The 16,633-nt window shown below is 35.2% G+C and carries 13 protein-coding genes; all 13 read left to right on the top strand.

The features are described from left to right. Positions 1-19 precede the first annotated feature (19 nt). The 13 genes from EP747_RS07175 (at position 20) to EP747_RS07115 (ending at position 16,616) form a co-directional block, all read left to right on the top strand. Positions 20-931 (top strand): aspartate carbamoyltransferase catalytic subunit, encoded by a 912-nt coding sequence (locus EP747_RS07175; RefSeq protein ID WP_129689188.1) that lies wholly within the window; start codon positions 20-22, stop codon positions 929-931. Then, positions 915-2,201 carry a dihydroorotase gene (locus EP747_RS07170; protein ID WP_129689187.1) on the top strand — a complete coding sequence of 429 codons (1,287 nt, stop codon included), beginning with the start codon at positions 915-917 and terminating at the stop codon, positions 2,199-2,201. Before EP747_RS07175 ends, EP747_RS07170 begins: the two co-directional genes overlap by 17 nt. After that, positions 2,198-3,298, top strand: coding sequence for a carbamoyl phosphate synthase small subunit (locus EP747_RS07165; protein ID WP_129689186.1), 1,101 nt, complete (start codon positions 2,198-2,200; stop codon positions 3,296-3,298). Before EP747_RS07170 ends, EP747_RS07165 begins: the two co-directional genes overlap by 4 nt. Beyond that, the gene (gene carB / locus EP747_RS07160; RefSeq protein WP_129689185.1) at positions 3,283-6,495 is read left to right on the top strand and encodes a carbamoyl-phosphate synthase large subunit; all 3,213 of its coding nucleotides are present in this window, start codon (positions 3,283-3,285) and stop codon (positions 6,493-6,495) included. The genes EP747_RS07165 and carB overlap by 16 nt, the downstream gene beginning before the upstream one ends. Then, a complete protein-coding gene (locus EP747_RS07155) occupies positions 6,492-7,262 on the top strand; it encodes a dihydroorotate dehydrogenase electron transfer subunit (protein WP_129689184.1) in 771 nt (256 codons plus the stop codon). Before carB ends, EP747_RS07155 begins: the two co-directional genes overlap by 4 nt. Next, entirely contained in the window at positions 7,259-8,200 is a 942-nt protein-coding gene (locus tag EP747_RS07150) for a dihydroorotate dehydrogenase (RefSeq protein WP_129689183.1), read from the top strand. The genes EP747_RS07155 and EP747_RS07150 overlap by 4 nt, the downstream gene beginning before the upstream one ends. Beyond that, a complete protein-coding gene (gene pyrF / locus EP747_RS07145; RefSeq protein WP_056471007.1) occupies positions 8,172-8,885 on the top strand; it encodes an orotidine-5'-phosphate decarboxylase in 714 nt (237 codons plus the stop codon). Before EP747_RS07150 ends, pyrF begins: the two co-directional genes overlap by 29 nt. Next, positions 8,882-9,520 (top strand): orotate phosphoribosyltransferase, encoded by a 639-nt coding sequence (pyrE, locus tag EP747_RS07140; RefSeq protein ID WP_088013014.1) that lies wholly within the window; start codon positions 8,882-8,884, stop codon positions 9,518-9,520. Before pyrF ends, pyrE begins: the two co-directional genes overlap by 4 nt. Before the next feature lie 364 nt (positions 9,521-9,884). Next, complete coding sequence (locus EP747_RS07135; protein ID WP_129689182.1) at positions 9,885-10,430, top strand: DUF1572 family protein; 546 nt, start codon at positions 9,885-9,887, stop codon at positions 10,428-10,430. A gap of 328 nt (positions 10,431-10,758) precedes the next feature. Next, positions 10,759-11,481 carry a YiiX/YebB-like N1pC/P60 family cysteine hydrolase gene (locus EP747_RS07130; protein ID WP_129689181.1) on the top strand — a complete coding sequence of 241 codons (723 nt, stop codon included), beginning with the start codon at positions 10,759-10,761 and terminating at the stop codon, positions 11,479-11,481. A 65-nt stretch (positions 11,482-11,546) separates the two neighbouring features. Next, positions 11,547-12,746: a hypothetical protein gene (locus EP747_RS07125; RefSeq protein WP_129689180.1), complete on the top strand. Its 1,200-nt coding sequence runs from the start codon at positions 11,547-11,549 to the stop codon at positions 12,744-12,746. A gap of 358 nt (positions 12,747-13,104) precedes the next feature. After that, positions 13,105-14,844: an ABC transporter ATP-binding protein gene (locus tag EP747_RS07120; protein ID WP_129689179.1), complete on the top strand. Its 1,740-nt coding sequence runs from the start codon at positions 13,105-13,107 to the stop codon at positions 14,842-14,844. Beyond that, complete coding sequence (locus tag EP747_RS07115; protein WP_129689178.1) at positions 14,841-16,616, top strand: ABC transporter ATP-binding protein; 1,776 nt, start codon at positions 14,841-14,843, stop codon at positions 16,614-16,616. Before EP747_RS07120 ends, EP747_RS07115 begins: the two co-directional genes overlap by 4 nt. Positions 16,617-16,633: the final 17 nt, after the last annotated feature.

Genomic DNA, 16,633 nt, shown 5'->3' with positions numbered 1-16,633 from the left:
TCATTTAGGGGGATGACGGATGAATCATTTATTAACCATGTCTGATTTAACAATCGAAGAAATTCAAGATTTGCTTAACGAAGCACAAAGCATTGCAAATGGAGAAATAAGTAGCCTAAAACGTCAGACATTTGTTGCAAATTTGTTTTTTGAGAATAGTACTAGAACTCGCTTTAGCTTTGAGGTAGCTCAAAAGAAACTTGGACTTGAAGTTATAAACCTAGCTGTTGAAAGCTCAAGTATTCAAAAAGGTGAAACTTTATATGACACGGTTAAAACACTTCAAGCAATTGGAGTTGAAGCAGTCGTAATCCGTCATACACAAGACGAGTATTTTCAAGAAATAAAAGATGCAGGAATGCCAATCCTGAATGCCGGCGATGGATGTGGAAATCACCCAACACAATGCCTACTTGACTTACTTACGATCAAACAAGAATTTGGAAGCTTTGAAGGATTAAAAGTAGCAATTGTTGGAGATTTAAGACACTCAAGAGTTGCTCGCTCTAATGCTGAAGCACTAACTAGATTAGGCGCAGAAGTATACTTCGCAAGTCCTGATGAATGGAAAGATGATAAAAATACTTATGGAACATTTAAAAATTTAGATGAATTAGTCGAAGAAGTTGATGTCATGATGCTATTAAGAGTTCAGCATGAAAGACACGACGAAGAGACAAATCACATAATGGAAAATTACTTACAAAAGCATGGCCTAACAGTTGAAAGGGCAGCAAAAATGAAATCTACAAGCATTATCATGCATCCAGCGCCATTTAATCGAGATGTTGAAATTGCAAGTGAATTAGTTGAATGCACGCAATCAAGAATCTTCAAGCAAATGGAAAATGGAGTATTTGTACGAATGGCTGTGTTAAAAAGAGCCTTACCAACAGTATGGGGAGAGATGAAAAATGAAGTACTTGTTTAAAAACGGTGTCATCTTACAAGAAAATGGTGAACTTCTAAATCGAGACGTATTAATAGTTAATGGAAAAATCTCAGTCATCGCTGCAACAATCATTGATGAAGATGCGATTCAAATTGAATTAGACGGCAAATTGCTTTCACCAGGTTTAATAGATGTTCATGTGCATCTTCGTGAGCCAGGCGGTGAACATAAAGAGACAATCGAAACAGGTACGAAGGCAGCGGCAAGAGGAGGATTTACAACAATTGCTGCAATGCCAAATACTCGACCAGTACCAGATACAATCGAGCACATAAGCGCATTAAATAAAAAAATAGAAGAAACAGCAGTCGTAAACGTATTACCATATGCATCAATAACGATCCGACAAGCTGGTGAAGAGCAAACAGACTTTGAAGGCTTAAAAGAAAATGGAGCTTTTGCATTCACAGATGATGGTGTAGGAGTTCAATCTGCTGAAATGATGTACAAAGCAATGCAAAAAGCAGCTGAACTAAATGTATCAATCGTTGCACACTGTGAAGAAAACACACTGATTCAAAAAGGTTGTGTACACGAAGGTAAGTTTTCAAAAGAAAATGGTTTAAATGGAATTCCTTCAATTTGTGAAAGTGTTCAAATTGCTCGAGATGTTCTATTAGCTGAAGCTACAGGTTGTCACTATCATGTTTGCCATATCAGTACAAAAGAATCAGTAAGAGTGGTACGCGATGCAAAACGTGCTGGAATTAATGTAACGGCAGAGGTTTCTCCACACCATTTAATTCTTTGTGAAGATAATATCCCAGGCTTAGATACAAATTTCAAAATGAATCCTCCTTTAAGAAGTGCAGTCGATCGAGAAGCATTAATCGAAGGATTACTTGATGGAACAATCGACATGATTGCAACAGATCATGCACCTCATACAGAAGAGGAAAAAGCTCAGGGAATGCAAATAGCACCGTTTGGAATTGTAGGATTAGAAACTGCTTTTCCATTATTAAACACTCATTTTGTCGAAACAGGTAAAATGACTTTACAACAAGTAATAAACTTTTTAACAACTAAACCTGCTGAAGTTTTTAACTTAAACAGAGGGAAAATTGAAGTTGGAGCGGTAGCAGACCTAACTGTAATCGACTTAGATTTAGAAGAGGAAATCGATTCAACAACATTCCTTTCAAAAGGTAAAAACACTCCATTTAATGGTTGGAACTGTAAAGGTTGGCCAGTAATGACAATGGTAAATGGCAAATTAGTATATGAAAGAGAGGAACTAACAGTATGATGCGTCAATTAATATTAGAAGACGGTACAGTTTTTGTAGGAGAAGGATTTGGTAGCGAAGTTGAAACAACAGGAGAAATCGTATTTACAACAGGTATGACAGGATATCAAGAGGTATTAACTGACCCATCTTACTGTGGACAAATCGTAACATTCACTTTCCCTTTAGTAGGGAACTACGGTATCAACTTAGAGGATTTTGAAAGCATAGTACCAGCAGTACATGGCTTAATTGTAAAAGAATATGCTGAGCATCCATCAAATTTCCGAAACAAAATGAGCTTGGATCAATATTGCAAAGATAAAGGAATTCCAGGTTTAGCAGGAATCGATACTCGTATGTTAACGAAAAAGCTTCGTGAAGTTGGAACGATGAAAGGTAAATTCTGCAGCATGGAAGCAAATGTTGATGAAGTAGTTGCAGAATTAACAAATGCACCACTATTCACAAACCATGTTGAACGAGTTTCAACACAAAAACCTTATAGAAGTCCAGGTAGAGGACACCGTGTAGTATTAGTGGATTTCGGTATGAAGCACGGTATTTTAAGAGAATTAACAAACCGTAAGTGTGACGTTACAGTCGTACCATATAATATTTCAGCAAAAGAAATTTTCTTACTTGCTCCAGATGGAATTATGTTAAGTAATGGACCTGGAGATCCAAAGGATGTTCAAGTAGCAATCGAAATGATTAAAGAAGTAGTGGGCAAAGTACCATTATTCGGAATTTGCTTAGGTCACCAATTATTTGCTCTAGCAAATGGAGGAAATACTTCAAAGCTTAAATTCGGTCACCGTGGTGCGAACCATCCAGTTAAACACTTAGAAACAGGAAAAGTAGCAATCACTTCACAAAACCACGGTTATGCTGTAGAAATTGATTCAATTGAAGGAACTGATTTAGAAGTAACACATGTTGCACTAAATGATGGAACTGTAGAAGGACTTAAACATAAGATTTACCCAGCATTCACAGTACAATACCACCCAGAAGCATCACCTGGACCAGAAGATGCAAACTATTTATTTGATGAATTTATGAGCATGATGGAAGCACAGAAAAGAGAGGGGAACTTACAATGCCAAAACGCGTAGACATTGAAACAATCTTAGTAATCGGATCAGGACCAATCGTAATCGGTCAAGCAGCAGAATTTGACTATGCTGGAACACAGGCTTGTCAGGCATTGAAAGAAGAAGGATACAAAGTAATTCTTGTAAACTCAAACCCTGCAACAATTATGACGGATGTACAAACAGCTGATAAAGTATACATCGAACCACTAACAGTAGATTTCGTTAGTCGAATCATTCGTAAAGAACGCCCAGATGCACTTTTACCTACATTAGGAGGTCAAACAGGACTGAACCTAGCGGTAGCACTAGATAAATCTGGTGTGTTAAAAGAGTGTGGAGTAAAAATTTTAGGTACGACGCTAGATGCAATTAACCGTGCAGAAGACCGCGACTTATTCAGAACATTAATGAACGACTTAAGTGAGCCAGTGCCAGAAAGTGAAATCGTCCATACTTTAGAAGAAGCGTACGACTTTGTAGAAAAAATCGGTTATCCGATCATCGTAAGACCTGCCTTCACGCTAGGCGGTACTGGCGGTGGAATTTGCCACGATGAAGAAGATTTAAAAGAAATCGTAGCAAGCGGATTAAAAAATAGCCCAGTAACACAATGTTTATTAGAGAAAAGTATTGCTGGTTTTAAAGAAATCGAATATGAAGTAATGCGTGATGCAAATGACCATGCGATTGTAGTATGTAACATGGAAAACATCGATCCAGTTGGTATTCACACAGGAGACTCAATCGTAATCGCTCCTTCTCAAACATTAAGTGACCGCGAATATCAAATGCTACGAAATGTATCATTAAAAATAATTCGTGCTTTAGGAATTGAAGGTGGATGTAACGTACAGCTGGCACTAGACCCAGATAGCTTCCAATACTATGTAATCGAAGTAAATCCACGTGTATCACGTTCAAGTGCGCTTGCTTCAAAAGCAACAGGCTATCCGATTGCAAAATTAGCAGCAAAAATCGCAGTAGGATTAACATTGGATGAAATGATTAACCCAGTTACAAAGAAAACTTATGCTTGCTTCGAGCCAGCATTAGACTATATCGTATCAAAAATTCCACGCTGGCCATTTGATAAGTTTGAAACGGCAAACCGTCAGTTAGGAACTCAAATGAAAGCAACTGGAGAAGTAATGGCAATCGGTAGAACACTTGAAGAGTCATTATTAAAAGCAGTGCGCTCTCTAGAATTAGGAATAAGTCACATCGAGCTTAACGCAGTGAAAGAGCTGACTAAAGACGAAATGATTACTCGCATGGCAAAAGCTGACGATGAAAGACTATACATTGTTGCTGAAGCAATGAGAACAGGTATGACGTTAGAAGAAATTCACGACATTACAAAAATTGACTTTTTCTTCCTACACAAAATTGAAAACATCATAAAAATGGAAAAACAAATTAAAGATAACCATTTTGAACTAGATGTACTTTTAAAAGCTAAGAAAATGGGCTTCAGTGATGATTACATTGCATCACAATGGAATGCTACAAATAAAGAAATATACGAATTTAGAAATCAAAATCAAATCATACCAGTATATAAAATGGTTGATACATGTTCGGCTGAGTTTGAATCTACAACACCATACTTCTACGGAACATACGAAATCGAGAATGAATCAATTGTGACGGATAAGAAGAGCGTAGTAGTTCTTGGCTCTGGTCCAATTCGAATCGGTCAAGGGATCGAGTTTGACTATGCAACAGTACACTGTGTAAGAGCTATTAAAGAGGCAGGATACGAAGCAATCATTATAAACAACAACCCAGAAACAGTTTCAACTGATTTCAGTATCTCAGACAAACTGTATTTCGAACCATTAACAATTGAAGACGTAATGCACATTATCGACTTAGAAAAACCGATGGGCGTAGTTGTTCAATTCGGTGGTCAAACAGCAATTAACCTTGCAGGCAAATTAGTAGAACGTGGTGTGAAAATTCTTGGAACTTCACTTGAGGATTTAGATCGTGCTGAAGACAGAGACAAGTTTGAAGAAGCACTTCAACAATTAGGTGTACCACAACCTCTAGGTAAAACAGCAATGACACCTGAAGAAGCAGCTGATATCGCTGATGAAATTGGTTATCCAGTATTAGTGAGACCATCATATGTACTAGGTGGCCGTGCGATGGAGATTGTCTACCACCGTGAAGAAATTCTTCACTACATGCAAAATGCAGTTAAAATCAATCCAAAACATCCAGTATTAGTCGACCGTTACTTAACTGGTAAAGAAATTGAAGTAGATGCAATCTCTGACGGAATCGATGTATATATCCCTGGTATTATGGAGCATATCGAACGTGCTGGAGTTCACTCAGGAGATTCAATCGCAGTATACCCAACACAAAATGTATCTGAAGCTGCGAAGCAAAAATTAATCGACTATACAATCAAACTAGCAAAAGGCTTAAACATCAAAGGATTACTTAACATCCAGTTTGTTGTAACAGATAAAGATGAAGTATTCGTACTAGAAGTAAACCCAAGATCAAGCCGTACAGTACCATTCTTAAGTAAAATTACAAATGTACCAATGGCGAATATCGCAACAAAAGTGATCCTTGGTCAAACACTAGCTTCATTCGGATATGCAACAGGCTACCATCCAGAAGGTAATGAAGTATATGTAAAAGCACCAGTGTTCTCATTCGCTAAACTACGCTCAGTAGATATAACATTAGGCCCTGAAATGAAATCAACTGGAGAAGTAATGGGTAAAGATGTAAGTCTTCAAAAAGCATTATACAAAGCACTAATTGCTGCTGGAATGCAAATCCCAACACATGGTTCAGTGATCATTACAGTAGCTGATAAAGATAAAGAAGAAGTAGTAAATATCGCAAAACGCTTCCATGAAATTGGATTTACAGTATTCGGTACAGAAGGAACTAAAAATCATTTAGAAAACCACGGTGTACCAGTAAAAGCGGTAAACAAAATTAACGAGCATGAAAACAATATGCTAGATATGATCAAGCGTGGAGATGCACAGTTTGTTATCAATACGTTAACAAAAGGTAAAAAACCAGCTCGTGATGGATTCAGAATTCGTCGTGAATCAGTTGAAAACGGAGTAGTTTGCTTAACTTCACTTGATACAGCAACTGCAATATTATCAGTAATTGAAAGCTTAACATTCTCAACTTCTGCACTACCAAACAAAGAAATGAAGGCTGGCGTATTAGTATGATAAAAAAAGAACTCATGACAATTGTCTCAAACAGAGAAATTGCCCATCAAATTGTCGAAATGACATTAAAAGGTGAACTAGTTCAGGAGATGCACTCTCCTGGGCAGTTCGTCCATATAAAAGTGACTGGTGGACTAACGCCACTATTAAGAAGACCAATCAGTATATGTTCGATCGACAAAGAGAAAAGTGAGTTCACGATGATATTCCGCGCAGAAGGTGAAGGAACTAAGCTTTTAAAAGAAGCAAGCGTTGGACAACAAGTTGATGTATTAGGTCCTCTAGGTCAAGGTTATGATGTTGAAACTCTTTCAGAAGGAGATACAGCACTACTAGTTGGTGGTGGAATTGGAGTACCTCCGATGTATGAACTTTCGAAGCAATTTAAAGCTCGTGGTGTAAATGTAATTCATGTGTTAGGATTTGAATCAAGTAATGTAGCTTTTTATGAAAAAGAATTTTCAGAATTAGGACCAACCTTTATGGCAACAGTAGATGGAACTCTAGGTACGAAAGGTTTTGTAACAGATGTAATTCGTGAAAAAGAGCTTCAATTTGATCAATACTTTGCATGTGGTCCAACTGTGATGTTAAAGGCTTTACAACAGCAATATAAAGGTATGAAGGCTGGCTTTATATCACTTGAAGAACGAATGGGCTGTGGAATCGGAGCTTGTTTCGCATGTGTATGCCATACTGAAGACGGATCATATCGTAAAATTTGTAGCGATGGACCAGTATTCCAAGCTGAGGAGGTAGTACTATGATTTCATTACAAACAAAACTTCCTGGCTTAGATTTAAAAAATCCTATTATGCCAGCTTCTGGTTGCTTCGGATTTGGTAGAGAGTTTGCAAATCTTTACGATCTAAGTATTCTTGGAGCTATTATGATAAAAGCAACAACAGTTGAAACACGATACGGAAATGAAACACCACGTGTAGCTGAAACTCAGGCGGGAATGTTAAATGCGATTGGACTTCAAAATCCTGGTTTGGAAAAAGTAATTAACGGAGAATTAAAATGGTTATCAAATTATGATGTACCAATCGTTGCAAATATTGCTGGATCAACTATTGAAGACTATGTAACAGTCGCAAAAGAAATTTCAAAAGTAAGTAATGTAAAAGCATTAGAATTAAACATTTCTTGTCCAAACGTAAAATGTGGTGGGATTGCATTTGGAACGGATGCTGCAACAGCGGCTGAAGTAACTAAGAAAGTCAAAGAAGTAAGCGAAGTTCCACTATACGTAAAATTATCACCGAATGTAACGAATATTGTTGAAATCGCAAAAGCAATTGAAAATGCAGGAGCAGATGGTTTAACAATGATCAATACATTACTAGGGATGAGACTAGATTTAAGAACGGGAAAACCGATTCTTGCAAATAAAACTGGTGGACTATCAGGACCTGCAATTAAACCAGTCGCGATTCGAATGATCCATGATGTGAGTCAAGTAGTAAACATCCCAATCATCGGAATGGGTGGGGTTATGAATGCAGAAGATGCACTAGAGTTTTTCCTAGCAGGAGCAAGTGCAATCGGTGTAGGTACGGCAAACTTCGTTGATCCATTTGTTTGCCCAACAATTATAGATGAACTACCTGAAGTGCTACACAAATATGGATATCAGTCAATTGAAGAATGTATTGGAAGGAGCTGGAAACAACATGTCATCACAAGTGGTCATCGCGCTTGATTTTTCATCAAAAGATGAAGTAATGAATTTTGTAAAAAAATTTCAAAAGTCTCTATATGTAAAGGTAGGGATGGAGCTATTTTACAAAGAGGGTCCAGCGATCATTAAGGAATTAAAAGAATTAGGACATCAAATCTTCCTAGATTTGAAACTTCATGATATTCCAAATACAGTAAAACATGCTATGAAAAATATCGCATCTTTAGAAGTAGACATGGTTAATGTTCATGCAGCTGGTGGAACGAAAATGATGAAGGCAGCATTAGAAGGTCTAGAAGAAGGCACTCCAGCTGGTAAAAAAAGACCATTACTAATAGCTGTGACACAACTTACAAGCACTTCAGAAGAACAAGTAATCCATGAACAAGGAATTTCTTCTTTACAGGATTCGATTAAACTATATGCTGCTATAACAGAAGAAAGCGGTCTTGACGGTGTAGTTTGCTCTCCACTTGATGTAGAGTTAGTTCAAGCAGCAGTTGAAGGTGAGAACTTCCTTACTGTAACACCTGGTATTCGCCTAGCAGATAATAGTGTAGATGATCAAGTACGTGTAACAACTCCAGCGAAAGCTAGACAATTTGGAAGTAGCTATATTGTAGTAGGACGCAGTATTACAAAAAGCGAAAATCCAGTAGAAGCATATGAAGAAGTAATTGCACAATGGGAGGGCGTAACAATATGAAAAAGAATATCGCAGCAAACTTATTAAGCATTGGGGCAGTAAGTCTTCAACCTGAAACTCCATTTACTTGGGCATCAGGAATCAAATCTCCAATCTATTGTGATAATCGCCTAACTCTTGGCTATCCAGAAATTCGTAAAAATATTGCAAAAGGCTTAGTAGAACTAATCCAAACTAAATTTGGTAACGTAGATGTAATCGCAGGTACAGCGACTGCTGGAATTCCACACGCAGCATGGACAAGTGATTTAATGGAATTACCAATGGTTTATGTTCGTAGCTCTGCAAAAGGCCATGGCAAAGGAAACCAAATCGAAGGCCCAATTAAAACTGGACAAAAAGTAGTTGTAGTAGAAGATTTAATCTCAACTGGCGGCAGCGTAATTACATGCGTAGAAGCTTTACGCGAAGCGGGCTGCGAAGTACTAGGAGTAGTTTCAATCTTCACATACAATCTTCCAGCAGCAGTAGAGAAGTTTGATGCAAACGACGTAACATACTATTCTCTAACTGACTATGACACACTAGTTGAAGTAGCAAAAGAACAAGGTTCAATCGAAGCAGAACATGTAGCAAAACTAACTGCATGGAGAAAAAATCCACAAGATGCTAGCTGGATGACTGTTGAAGTTTAATACTTAGAGTAGGAAAGATGACTTTTCGGAGTCATCTTTTTTTTTTGTGGAGTGAAAATAAAAACTTGGACTGTAATCACAGTTTAAAATAGTAAAATCGTAAATAAACCATAAAATTCGCATCAACATCACTGTTCCACAATAGAAAATTCATCAAAAATAAGCTTCCAAACTTTAAATCACCTAAAATAATTAGGATTCACTTTAAAAATCATAAAAAATGAAAAACTCTCACCTGAAATTTTAACTAAATTAGTGTACTTTCCCCCTCTAAACCCAAACAAATTATTTGATAAATAATTAATAAGTTTTTAAACTATTCATAAAATTGATTGAAAGAAACTTTAAAATTGGAGGGTCCAGTATGTCAATCGCAAAACAATTTCTTTCGAATAGTTTAAAAGAATTCAAAGGGATAAAAAAGCTTGGTGATCGTTCGATGGAACAGCTGAATAATGAAGAATTGCACTTGCAGCCATCTAGTGAATCGAATAGTATTTCCATAATTGTAAAGCATTTAAGTGGTAATATGATTTCTAGATGGACGGATTTTCTCACGACGGATGGTGAAAAACCATGGAGAAATCGTGACGTTGAATTTGAGGGGATTTACCAAACAAAGGATGAGTTATTAGCTGATTGGAATAAAGGATGGAATGTTGTTTTTAACACACTAGAGAGTCTACAAGAAGAAGATGTTTTAAAAACGATTAAAATTCGTGGTGAAGACCATACTGTTTTACAAGCAATACATAGACAAATTAGTCATTACGGAAATCATATTGGTCAAATTGTTTATATAGCTAAGTTAATAAAAAATGATGAATTTAAGAGTTTGAGTATTCCAAAAGGAAAGTCTCAAGAATTCTTAGAGTACAAACTGAATGAATCAAAAAAATCTACGACTTAGGTTGTAGATTTTTTTACGCATTAAGAAAGTGTAAATTGGCAGCAGTGAAGGAAGCTCGTCGTAGTAGCCAATTTTATTCTTTAAAAATTTCTAGCTTTATCTTTCACTTTCCCCTGTACTATTACGGATTGAATTTTGTTTATCCACATTTCAAGAACTTAAAAAGTGTCACAAAAGAGACTAAAATTTAGTAAATATTAGTAAACTTTTCCTTATATAATATTCTTGTATAGAATTGTGATGAATGATTCGACAGTAAAATTAATAAACGACACATATCACTCTCTATTTCAAATATAGAAAATTATTTGTAAAAGGAGACGTTTAAATGAAAAAATTAATCGTAGTAAGTGTCTTATCAGCTAGTTTAGTCTTATCTGCAACACCTATTAGCTATGCTAATACAGATTTACCTTATGTAAAAGAAATTTTAGCATTACAACCCGATGTTACGGAAAAAGAATTGTTAAAGGACGTAGAATCCATTTCTAAAAACACTGGTGATAAGCAAGAAGCTATATTAGAACAACTTTTTAATGAGCTTAAACAAGATGAAGCTCAGGGGTTGTCAGAAAAAAAATTGCAAGCTAGAGGGGGCAGTGGTGGTACTGTTTCGGTTGGAACAGGTGTAAAAGGACAGATTTACTATACGGCATCACAAACTGCCTACTTAAATCATGGACATGTAGGGATGTATTATAATACTGAAACTGTAGTTGAATCTGTTCCAAAAGTGGGAGTTCGTTCATTACATTTCGAAAAAAGACTAGTAGACAAAGGAGATGCACAAGTTAAATCCGTTAACACTTCAACTGCTAATCGAAATGCAGCTGCCGATTGGGCAAAAAGTCGAGTAGGTAAAGATGACTACTCTTACAATTTTGCAAATAATCGTAATACAAGTCATACTGGTGATAAAAATTGTGCAAAGTTAGTATGGTCTGCATATAAGTTAAAAGCGGACTTAGATTTAGATAAAGACAAAGGATTAGGTGTATATCCGAGGGATGTTCGTGATGCAAAAGATACAACTCTAGTCCGTAAAATATAAATTTTATAAGGCGATAAGTTGAACAGTTTGACTTATTGCCTTTTAGTATAGTCTAGGAGAAAAACATGAAAAGAAAGTATAAATATATCATACTATTTCTAACTTGCTTACTTGTTATTTACAGTTGTTATTTTGTTGTTAATAAGATTAGGGTTTCTCCATTTATTGTAAAAGAGGAGACCATTAGAAAGAATAACTTTTTAGATGATAAACAAGCCGTCTTATATTATTCTTCTACTGCGGACCAAGATATGGATGATAGAGGGATCAGTATCGTGATCTTTGTTGATGATGAGGGTGTAGCAAGAGGGTATAAAATGAAAGGATTAGAACTTGGTAGTGTTGGGTTAGGAGAAACTGGCCTTTTATTAGAGGATAAAGAAACACTACGAATAATTGGAGATAAATATAAAGAAGTTAAAATGAAGTATCAACATACAGGGGAAATAACAGGATATTTAAAAAGTTCAAATCTTTATTTTACTATTTTTAATTCAGGTTTTGTAAAAAATGGTTATGCTTCAAATGTATTATATGGAAATGAAAAAGGATTTGAAAAAGGAAATATCCCCCATTTTATTTTTACAACAGGTGTAGATAAAAATGAAATACTAATTTTAACAGAAGATAATGAGACTTGTTATTTACGGAAAATTAGTTTAGACGACAACAAACTAAAAATAAAAGATTTAACTCAACTTAAAAAGCGATCTACTTTTAACACCTACGGTCCTAGATCACAGATTATTAGTGATGAAAATTATTACTACATGGTAGTTGAGGAAAGTAAACAAGGAAATTTGAAGGATGCAAATGAAGTACTAATACGAATAAATAAGAAAACTTTAAAGCAAGATATAATCACACTTGTTTCCTACAAAAATAAAACTATCAATCAATTGACCGCTACAATTCCTTACAGCCTTGATCAATCGATCTATCTTTATGGAAAGCAGCTTTTCTACGCAAACGGATTAGGTGATGTTTATACAGTGGACACTACTAGTAATATAGTGAAAAAGAAATTTACAATTGAAAATCCACGAAAAGGTCCGTATCGCTATGGAGAGCAAACATATTTCAAAAATGATTCAATGTTTGTGGTAAGGTATGATTCAAAAAAGAAAGTTAAATATTATTTTGAACAATATTCTCTAGAAACTGGCAAAAAAACAAATGAAGTTCAAATGAATGGAGTAGATGAAATTTTGTCATCAGTAAAAGGAAAATCAGTTCATTCATACGATTTTAAAATATTGAAATAAAAAAAGAATGATTATTTTATAAATCTACATTGCATATATAATCTAGTAAATAAATAATCTTAAAATCTACGACTTAAGTTGTAGATTTTTTTTATGCTCTAAAGACTAATAGTGTACGAATGTTCAATCAATTTAATGAAGAAATAGATTAATTGAAAGATTAAAATGTATTTGAGACCAGATAAAAGGAATAACGAAGAACATTAGGATAGGAAAGTAGTTCTGGGAGAAACGTTTTAAACAACATAAAAAATACAAAAATATCTCAACAACATTACTTTAATCCTGGTAAAAATTTTAATAGTGAAAATAGTTCGAAAATATTGTAAAATGTTACAGGTTAGGGGGATGGCAATAGATGAAAATTTTAATCGAAACAGTTAATCATTTTAAACCGTATTGGAAAGTATTTCTAATTGCTTTTGTATGTTCATTAATTGCTGGCGCATTTGCGATTATTCCACCGATTTTGACTGGTAAGTTGGTCGATGAGATTGTTGGTGGTCCTGATTCAAAAATTATCTTTTATTTAATTTTAGGGATTATGCTTTCATTCTTATTTAAGGTCGGTTTTGAATCATTACAAGAATTTATTCAAGTAAAAATTGGTCTAGATGTAATTACAGATATGCAATTACGTGCATTTACAAAGCTTCAAAAAGCACCGATGTCGTTTTTTTCAACAACAGCTCGAGGAGATATGTTATTTAGGTTAACGCATGATGTAGAGTCTGTGCAAAACTTGAATAATACAGTTATACCTCGTTTTCTTCAACAAGTAATTGCAGCGATTGCAGCATTTATAGCGGTGTTTCCTTTATATTGGCCAGCGGCTGTGGTCATGCTTATTGTATTTGCAATTTATTTAGTTCCTTCATTTATGATTGGTAAAAAAGTAAGAAAAATGGGGGCTATAGCTCGTGATATGAGTGCTGATTTATATAACCACACTCAAGAAAGTATCGAATCTGTTCGTCTAGTGCGAACATTTCAAACACAGGATAAAGAAAATAAAAAATTAGAAGATAAGCTTTCTGTTTGGAAAAGATTTGCTATTCGTTTGGCTTTAATTGGGAAGGTTAATTGGCGTTTAGGAAATGTGTTTAATAATGGTGCACCAGGGGTCATTATGTTAATTGGTGGATACTCGATCTGGCAGCATGAAATTACAGTTGGTACATTAATTGCTGTTCTAGGCTTCATCCCAACAATGTTTATGCCTGTCCGCTCGTTGGCTGAAAATGCATTAACAATTCAACAAGCGATTCCAGCACTTCAAAGAATATATGAATACTTTGACCTACCTGCAGAACAACCTGATGATTTACCGAAATTTGGAGAAGTGAAAGGTGATATAGAAGTTAAAAATATTCTATTTACTTATCCAAATTCAACTGAAGAAGTCCTAAAAGATGTTTCATTTTCAATTAAAGCAGGTCAACATATTGGGATTGTTGGTTCAAGCGGTGGAGGAAAAAGTACTTTAATTCAGTTATTACTCGGATTATACGAGCCTTCTTCAGGTTCGATTTCAGTTGATCGTAAAGATTTATCTTCTCATGATTATCAATCATTACGCCAAAATATTGGTGTTGTTTCTCAAGAAACATTTCTTTTAAATAGTACATTAAAGCAAAATTTACTATATGCCAAACCTAATGCAACTGATGAAGAACTTGGGCTTGCTGTTGAAGCAGCGGACTTATCTGATTTAGTTGAGTCACTACAAGAAGGTTTTGAAACGATTGTTGGTGAAAGAGGGCTAAAATTATCTGGTGGTCAAAGACAACGAGTAGCTCTTGCAAGAGCAATATTACGTCATCCTCCAGTATTAATTTTCGATGAGGCTACATCATCATTAGATGGAGAAACAGAGGAAAAAGTACAATCATCACTTGAAAAGTTAATTCCAGGTCGTACAACAATTACAATCGCACATCGTCTTGTAACAGTAAAAGATGCTGATTGTATTTTATTATTAGATAAAGGACGTATTGCTGAACAAGGAACTCATGAAGAATTATTATCATTAAAAGGTCAATACTATCAATTATATATGGCACAATACAGTGAACTAGAAAAGGAGAGTGCTGTATGATGCAGAAAAATACTAAAAAAATAGGCGATGGAAAAAGAGTCATAAACTTTCTCAAGCCTCATAAAAAATGGGTATTTGCAGATTCATTTGTAATTGCTTTAAGCCAAGTTTGTGCAGCATTAATACCAACTCTAGGAACAGGATGGTTAATTGATCATATTCTCCCAAACCATGACAATACACTTTTATGGGGATTAATGTGGTTGCTTGTTATTGCTGCAATTCTTGATTTAATTTTAATGGTCATTGATGAGTATTTTTGTCATCATATTGCTAAATCTGTTACAAACTGGCAAAAACTACGCTTATTTAAGCACTTGCAAATTTTACCTTATTCTTATTTTCATCAATCTAAATCTGGTGAATTATTAGCACGAGTTTCTGATGATCCAGATACACTGCATAACTTTTTAGCATGGGAAGGCTCTACTTTTATGGCTTCTGTGCAAGGAGTATTTATATATAGTATTGTCTTACTTTGGATTAATCCTTATTTAATGATTACGAGTGTTGTTTTAGGTGTTTTATTTTACTGGACTTCTAACAAAGTCGGAGCTCGTACTAGAATTGCTTCGGCTAAAGCTAGAACTGAAGCGTCTCGTTATTTAGAAAGATTACGAGAATCAGTTACAGGGATTCAACTTTCGAGAATTCTAGGTGCAACGGATTATGAAATTCAAAGTGTTGCCGATATCCGTAAATCATTTATTAAGGAATCAATTATCGAATTAAAAGCAAGAATGCAATCAATTGTCGTAATCGGTAGCTATAATGGATTTGCTTTAGCTGCTGTCTATTTTATAAGTGTTTTACTGATTTCAAATGATCAAATCACGACGGGACAAATGTATACGGCAGGGGGACTTGTGACCATTGCGGCTAATGAAATTCAAAGAATGCTAAGAAACTGGTTATCAGTGCGTAGAACTGGTCCAGCATTAGATCGATCTGAAAAATTGTTAGCTGAAGAAGTTTCAGAGTTTGAAGTGCAAGAAGGTGAAAAATTAAATTCTGTTAATGGGTTAATTGAATTTAAAGATGTTAAATTTGCCTATCCAACGAAGGAAGAATTTGTGTTAAATGGATTGTCATTTCATGTGAAACCAGGTGAAGCAGTGGCAGTAGTAGGACCAAGTGGTGCTGGGAAATCAACAATTGTGGACTTATTATTAGGTTTCTATCCGTTAAATAATGGAACAATTGAAGTAGATGGTTTACCAATTGAAAAAGCAAATGCAAAGTGGATCAGAGATGCGATCTCGTTTGTTTCACAAGATGTACAGCTAAGAAATGGTAGTTTAGCTGATAATATTCGTATAGGAAATGAATTGGTGACAAATGATGAAATGATTCAGGCTCTAAAAGATAGTGGATTATCAGACTATCTAAATTCATTACCAGAAGGTCTAGAATCATCAATTGGTGAACGAGGGGCACTCTTATCTGGTGGTCAAAAACAAAGATTATCTTTAGCAAGAGCTTTAGTTAAAAACTCTCCTATTCTTATTTTAGATGAAGCAAGTTCGGCTTTAGATCCGATTACAGAGTTGCAAATAAATGAAGCGATACAACAGCGAAAATCAAAACAATCTGTCATCGTAATTTCACATAGATTATCTACCGTATTAACAGCGGACAGAATCGTTGTACTCGAAAATGGGAAAGTAGTCGAAGAAGGTACACATCATTCTTTATTAGAAAAAGATGGCGTTTATTCAAGATTATTTAAAAGAGAAGCTGAAACTGGTGAAAATGTAATTAGTGTATCGTAAAAAGATTAAAAAGGAGT

Source organism: Gottfriedia acidiceleris (assembly GCF_004138285.1).
Lineage (GTDB): Bacteria > Bacillota > Bacilli > Bacillales > Bacillaceae_G > Gottfriedia > Gottfriedia acidiceleris_A.
This window is presented reverse-complemented; position numbering and strand designations above follow the sequence as displayed.

Excerpts from the sequence above, each read along its gene's own strand:
- carB (WP_129689185.1), top strand. The coding sequence starts at position 3,283 with ATGCCAAAACGCGTAGACATTGAAACAATCTTAGTAATCGGATCAGGA.
- pyrE (WP_088013014.1), top strand. The coding sequence starts at position 8,882 with ATGAAAAAGAATATCGCAGCAAACTTATTAAGCATTGGGGCAGTAAGT.
- pyrF (WP_056471007.1), top strand. The coding sequence starts at position 8,172 with ATGTCATCACAAGTGGTCATCGCGCTTGATTTTTCATCAAAAGATGAA.
- EP747_RS07175 (WP_129689188.1), top strand. The coding sequence starts at position 20 with ATGAATCATTTATTAACCATGTCTGATTTAACAATCGAAGAAATTCAA.
- EP747_RS07115 (WP_129689178.1), top strand. The coding sequence starts at position 14,841 with ATGATGCAGAAAAATACTAAAAAAATAGGCGATGGAAAAAGAGTCATA.
- EP747_RS07155 (WP_129689184.1), top strand. The coding sequence starts at position 6,492 with ATGATAAAAAAAGAACTCATGACAATTGTCTCAAACAGAGAAATTGCC.
- EP747_RS07120 (WP_129689179.1), top strand. The coding sequence starts at position 13,105 with ATGAAAATTTTAATCGAAACAGTTAATCATTTTAAACCGTATTGGAAA.
- EP747_RS07130 (WP_129689181.1), top strand. The coding sequence starts at position 10,759 with ATGAAAAAATTAATCGTAGTAAGTGTCTTATCAGCTAGTTTAGTCTTA.
- EP747_RS07135 (WP_129689182.1), top strand. The coding sequence starts at position 9,885 with ATGTCAATCGCAAAACAATTTCTTTCGAATAGTTTAAAAGAATTCAAA.
- EP747_RS07150 (WP_129689183.1), top strand. The coding sequence starts at position 7,259 with ATGATTTCATTACAAACAAAACTTCCTGGCTTAGATTTAAAAAATCCT.
- EP747_RS07170 (WP_129689187.1), top strand. The coding sequence starts at position 915 with ATGAAGTACTTGTTTAAAAACGGTGTCATCTTACAAGAAAATGGTGAA.
- EP747_RS07125 (WP_129689180.1), top strand. The coding sequence starts at position 11,547 with ATGAAAAGAAAGTATAAATATATCATACTATTTCTAACTTGCTTACTT.
- EP747_RS07165 (WP_129689186.1), top strand. The coding sequence starts at position 2,198 with ATGATGCGTCAATTAATATTAGAAGACGGTACAGTTTTTGTAGGAGAA.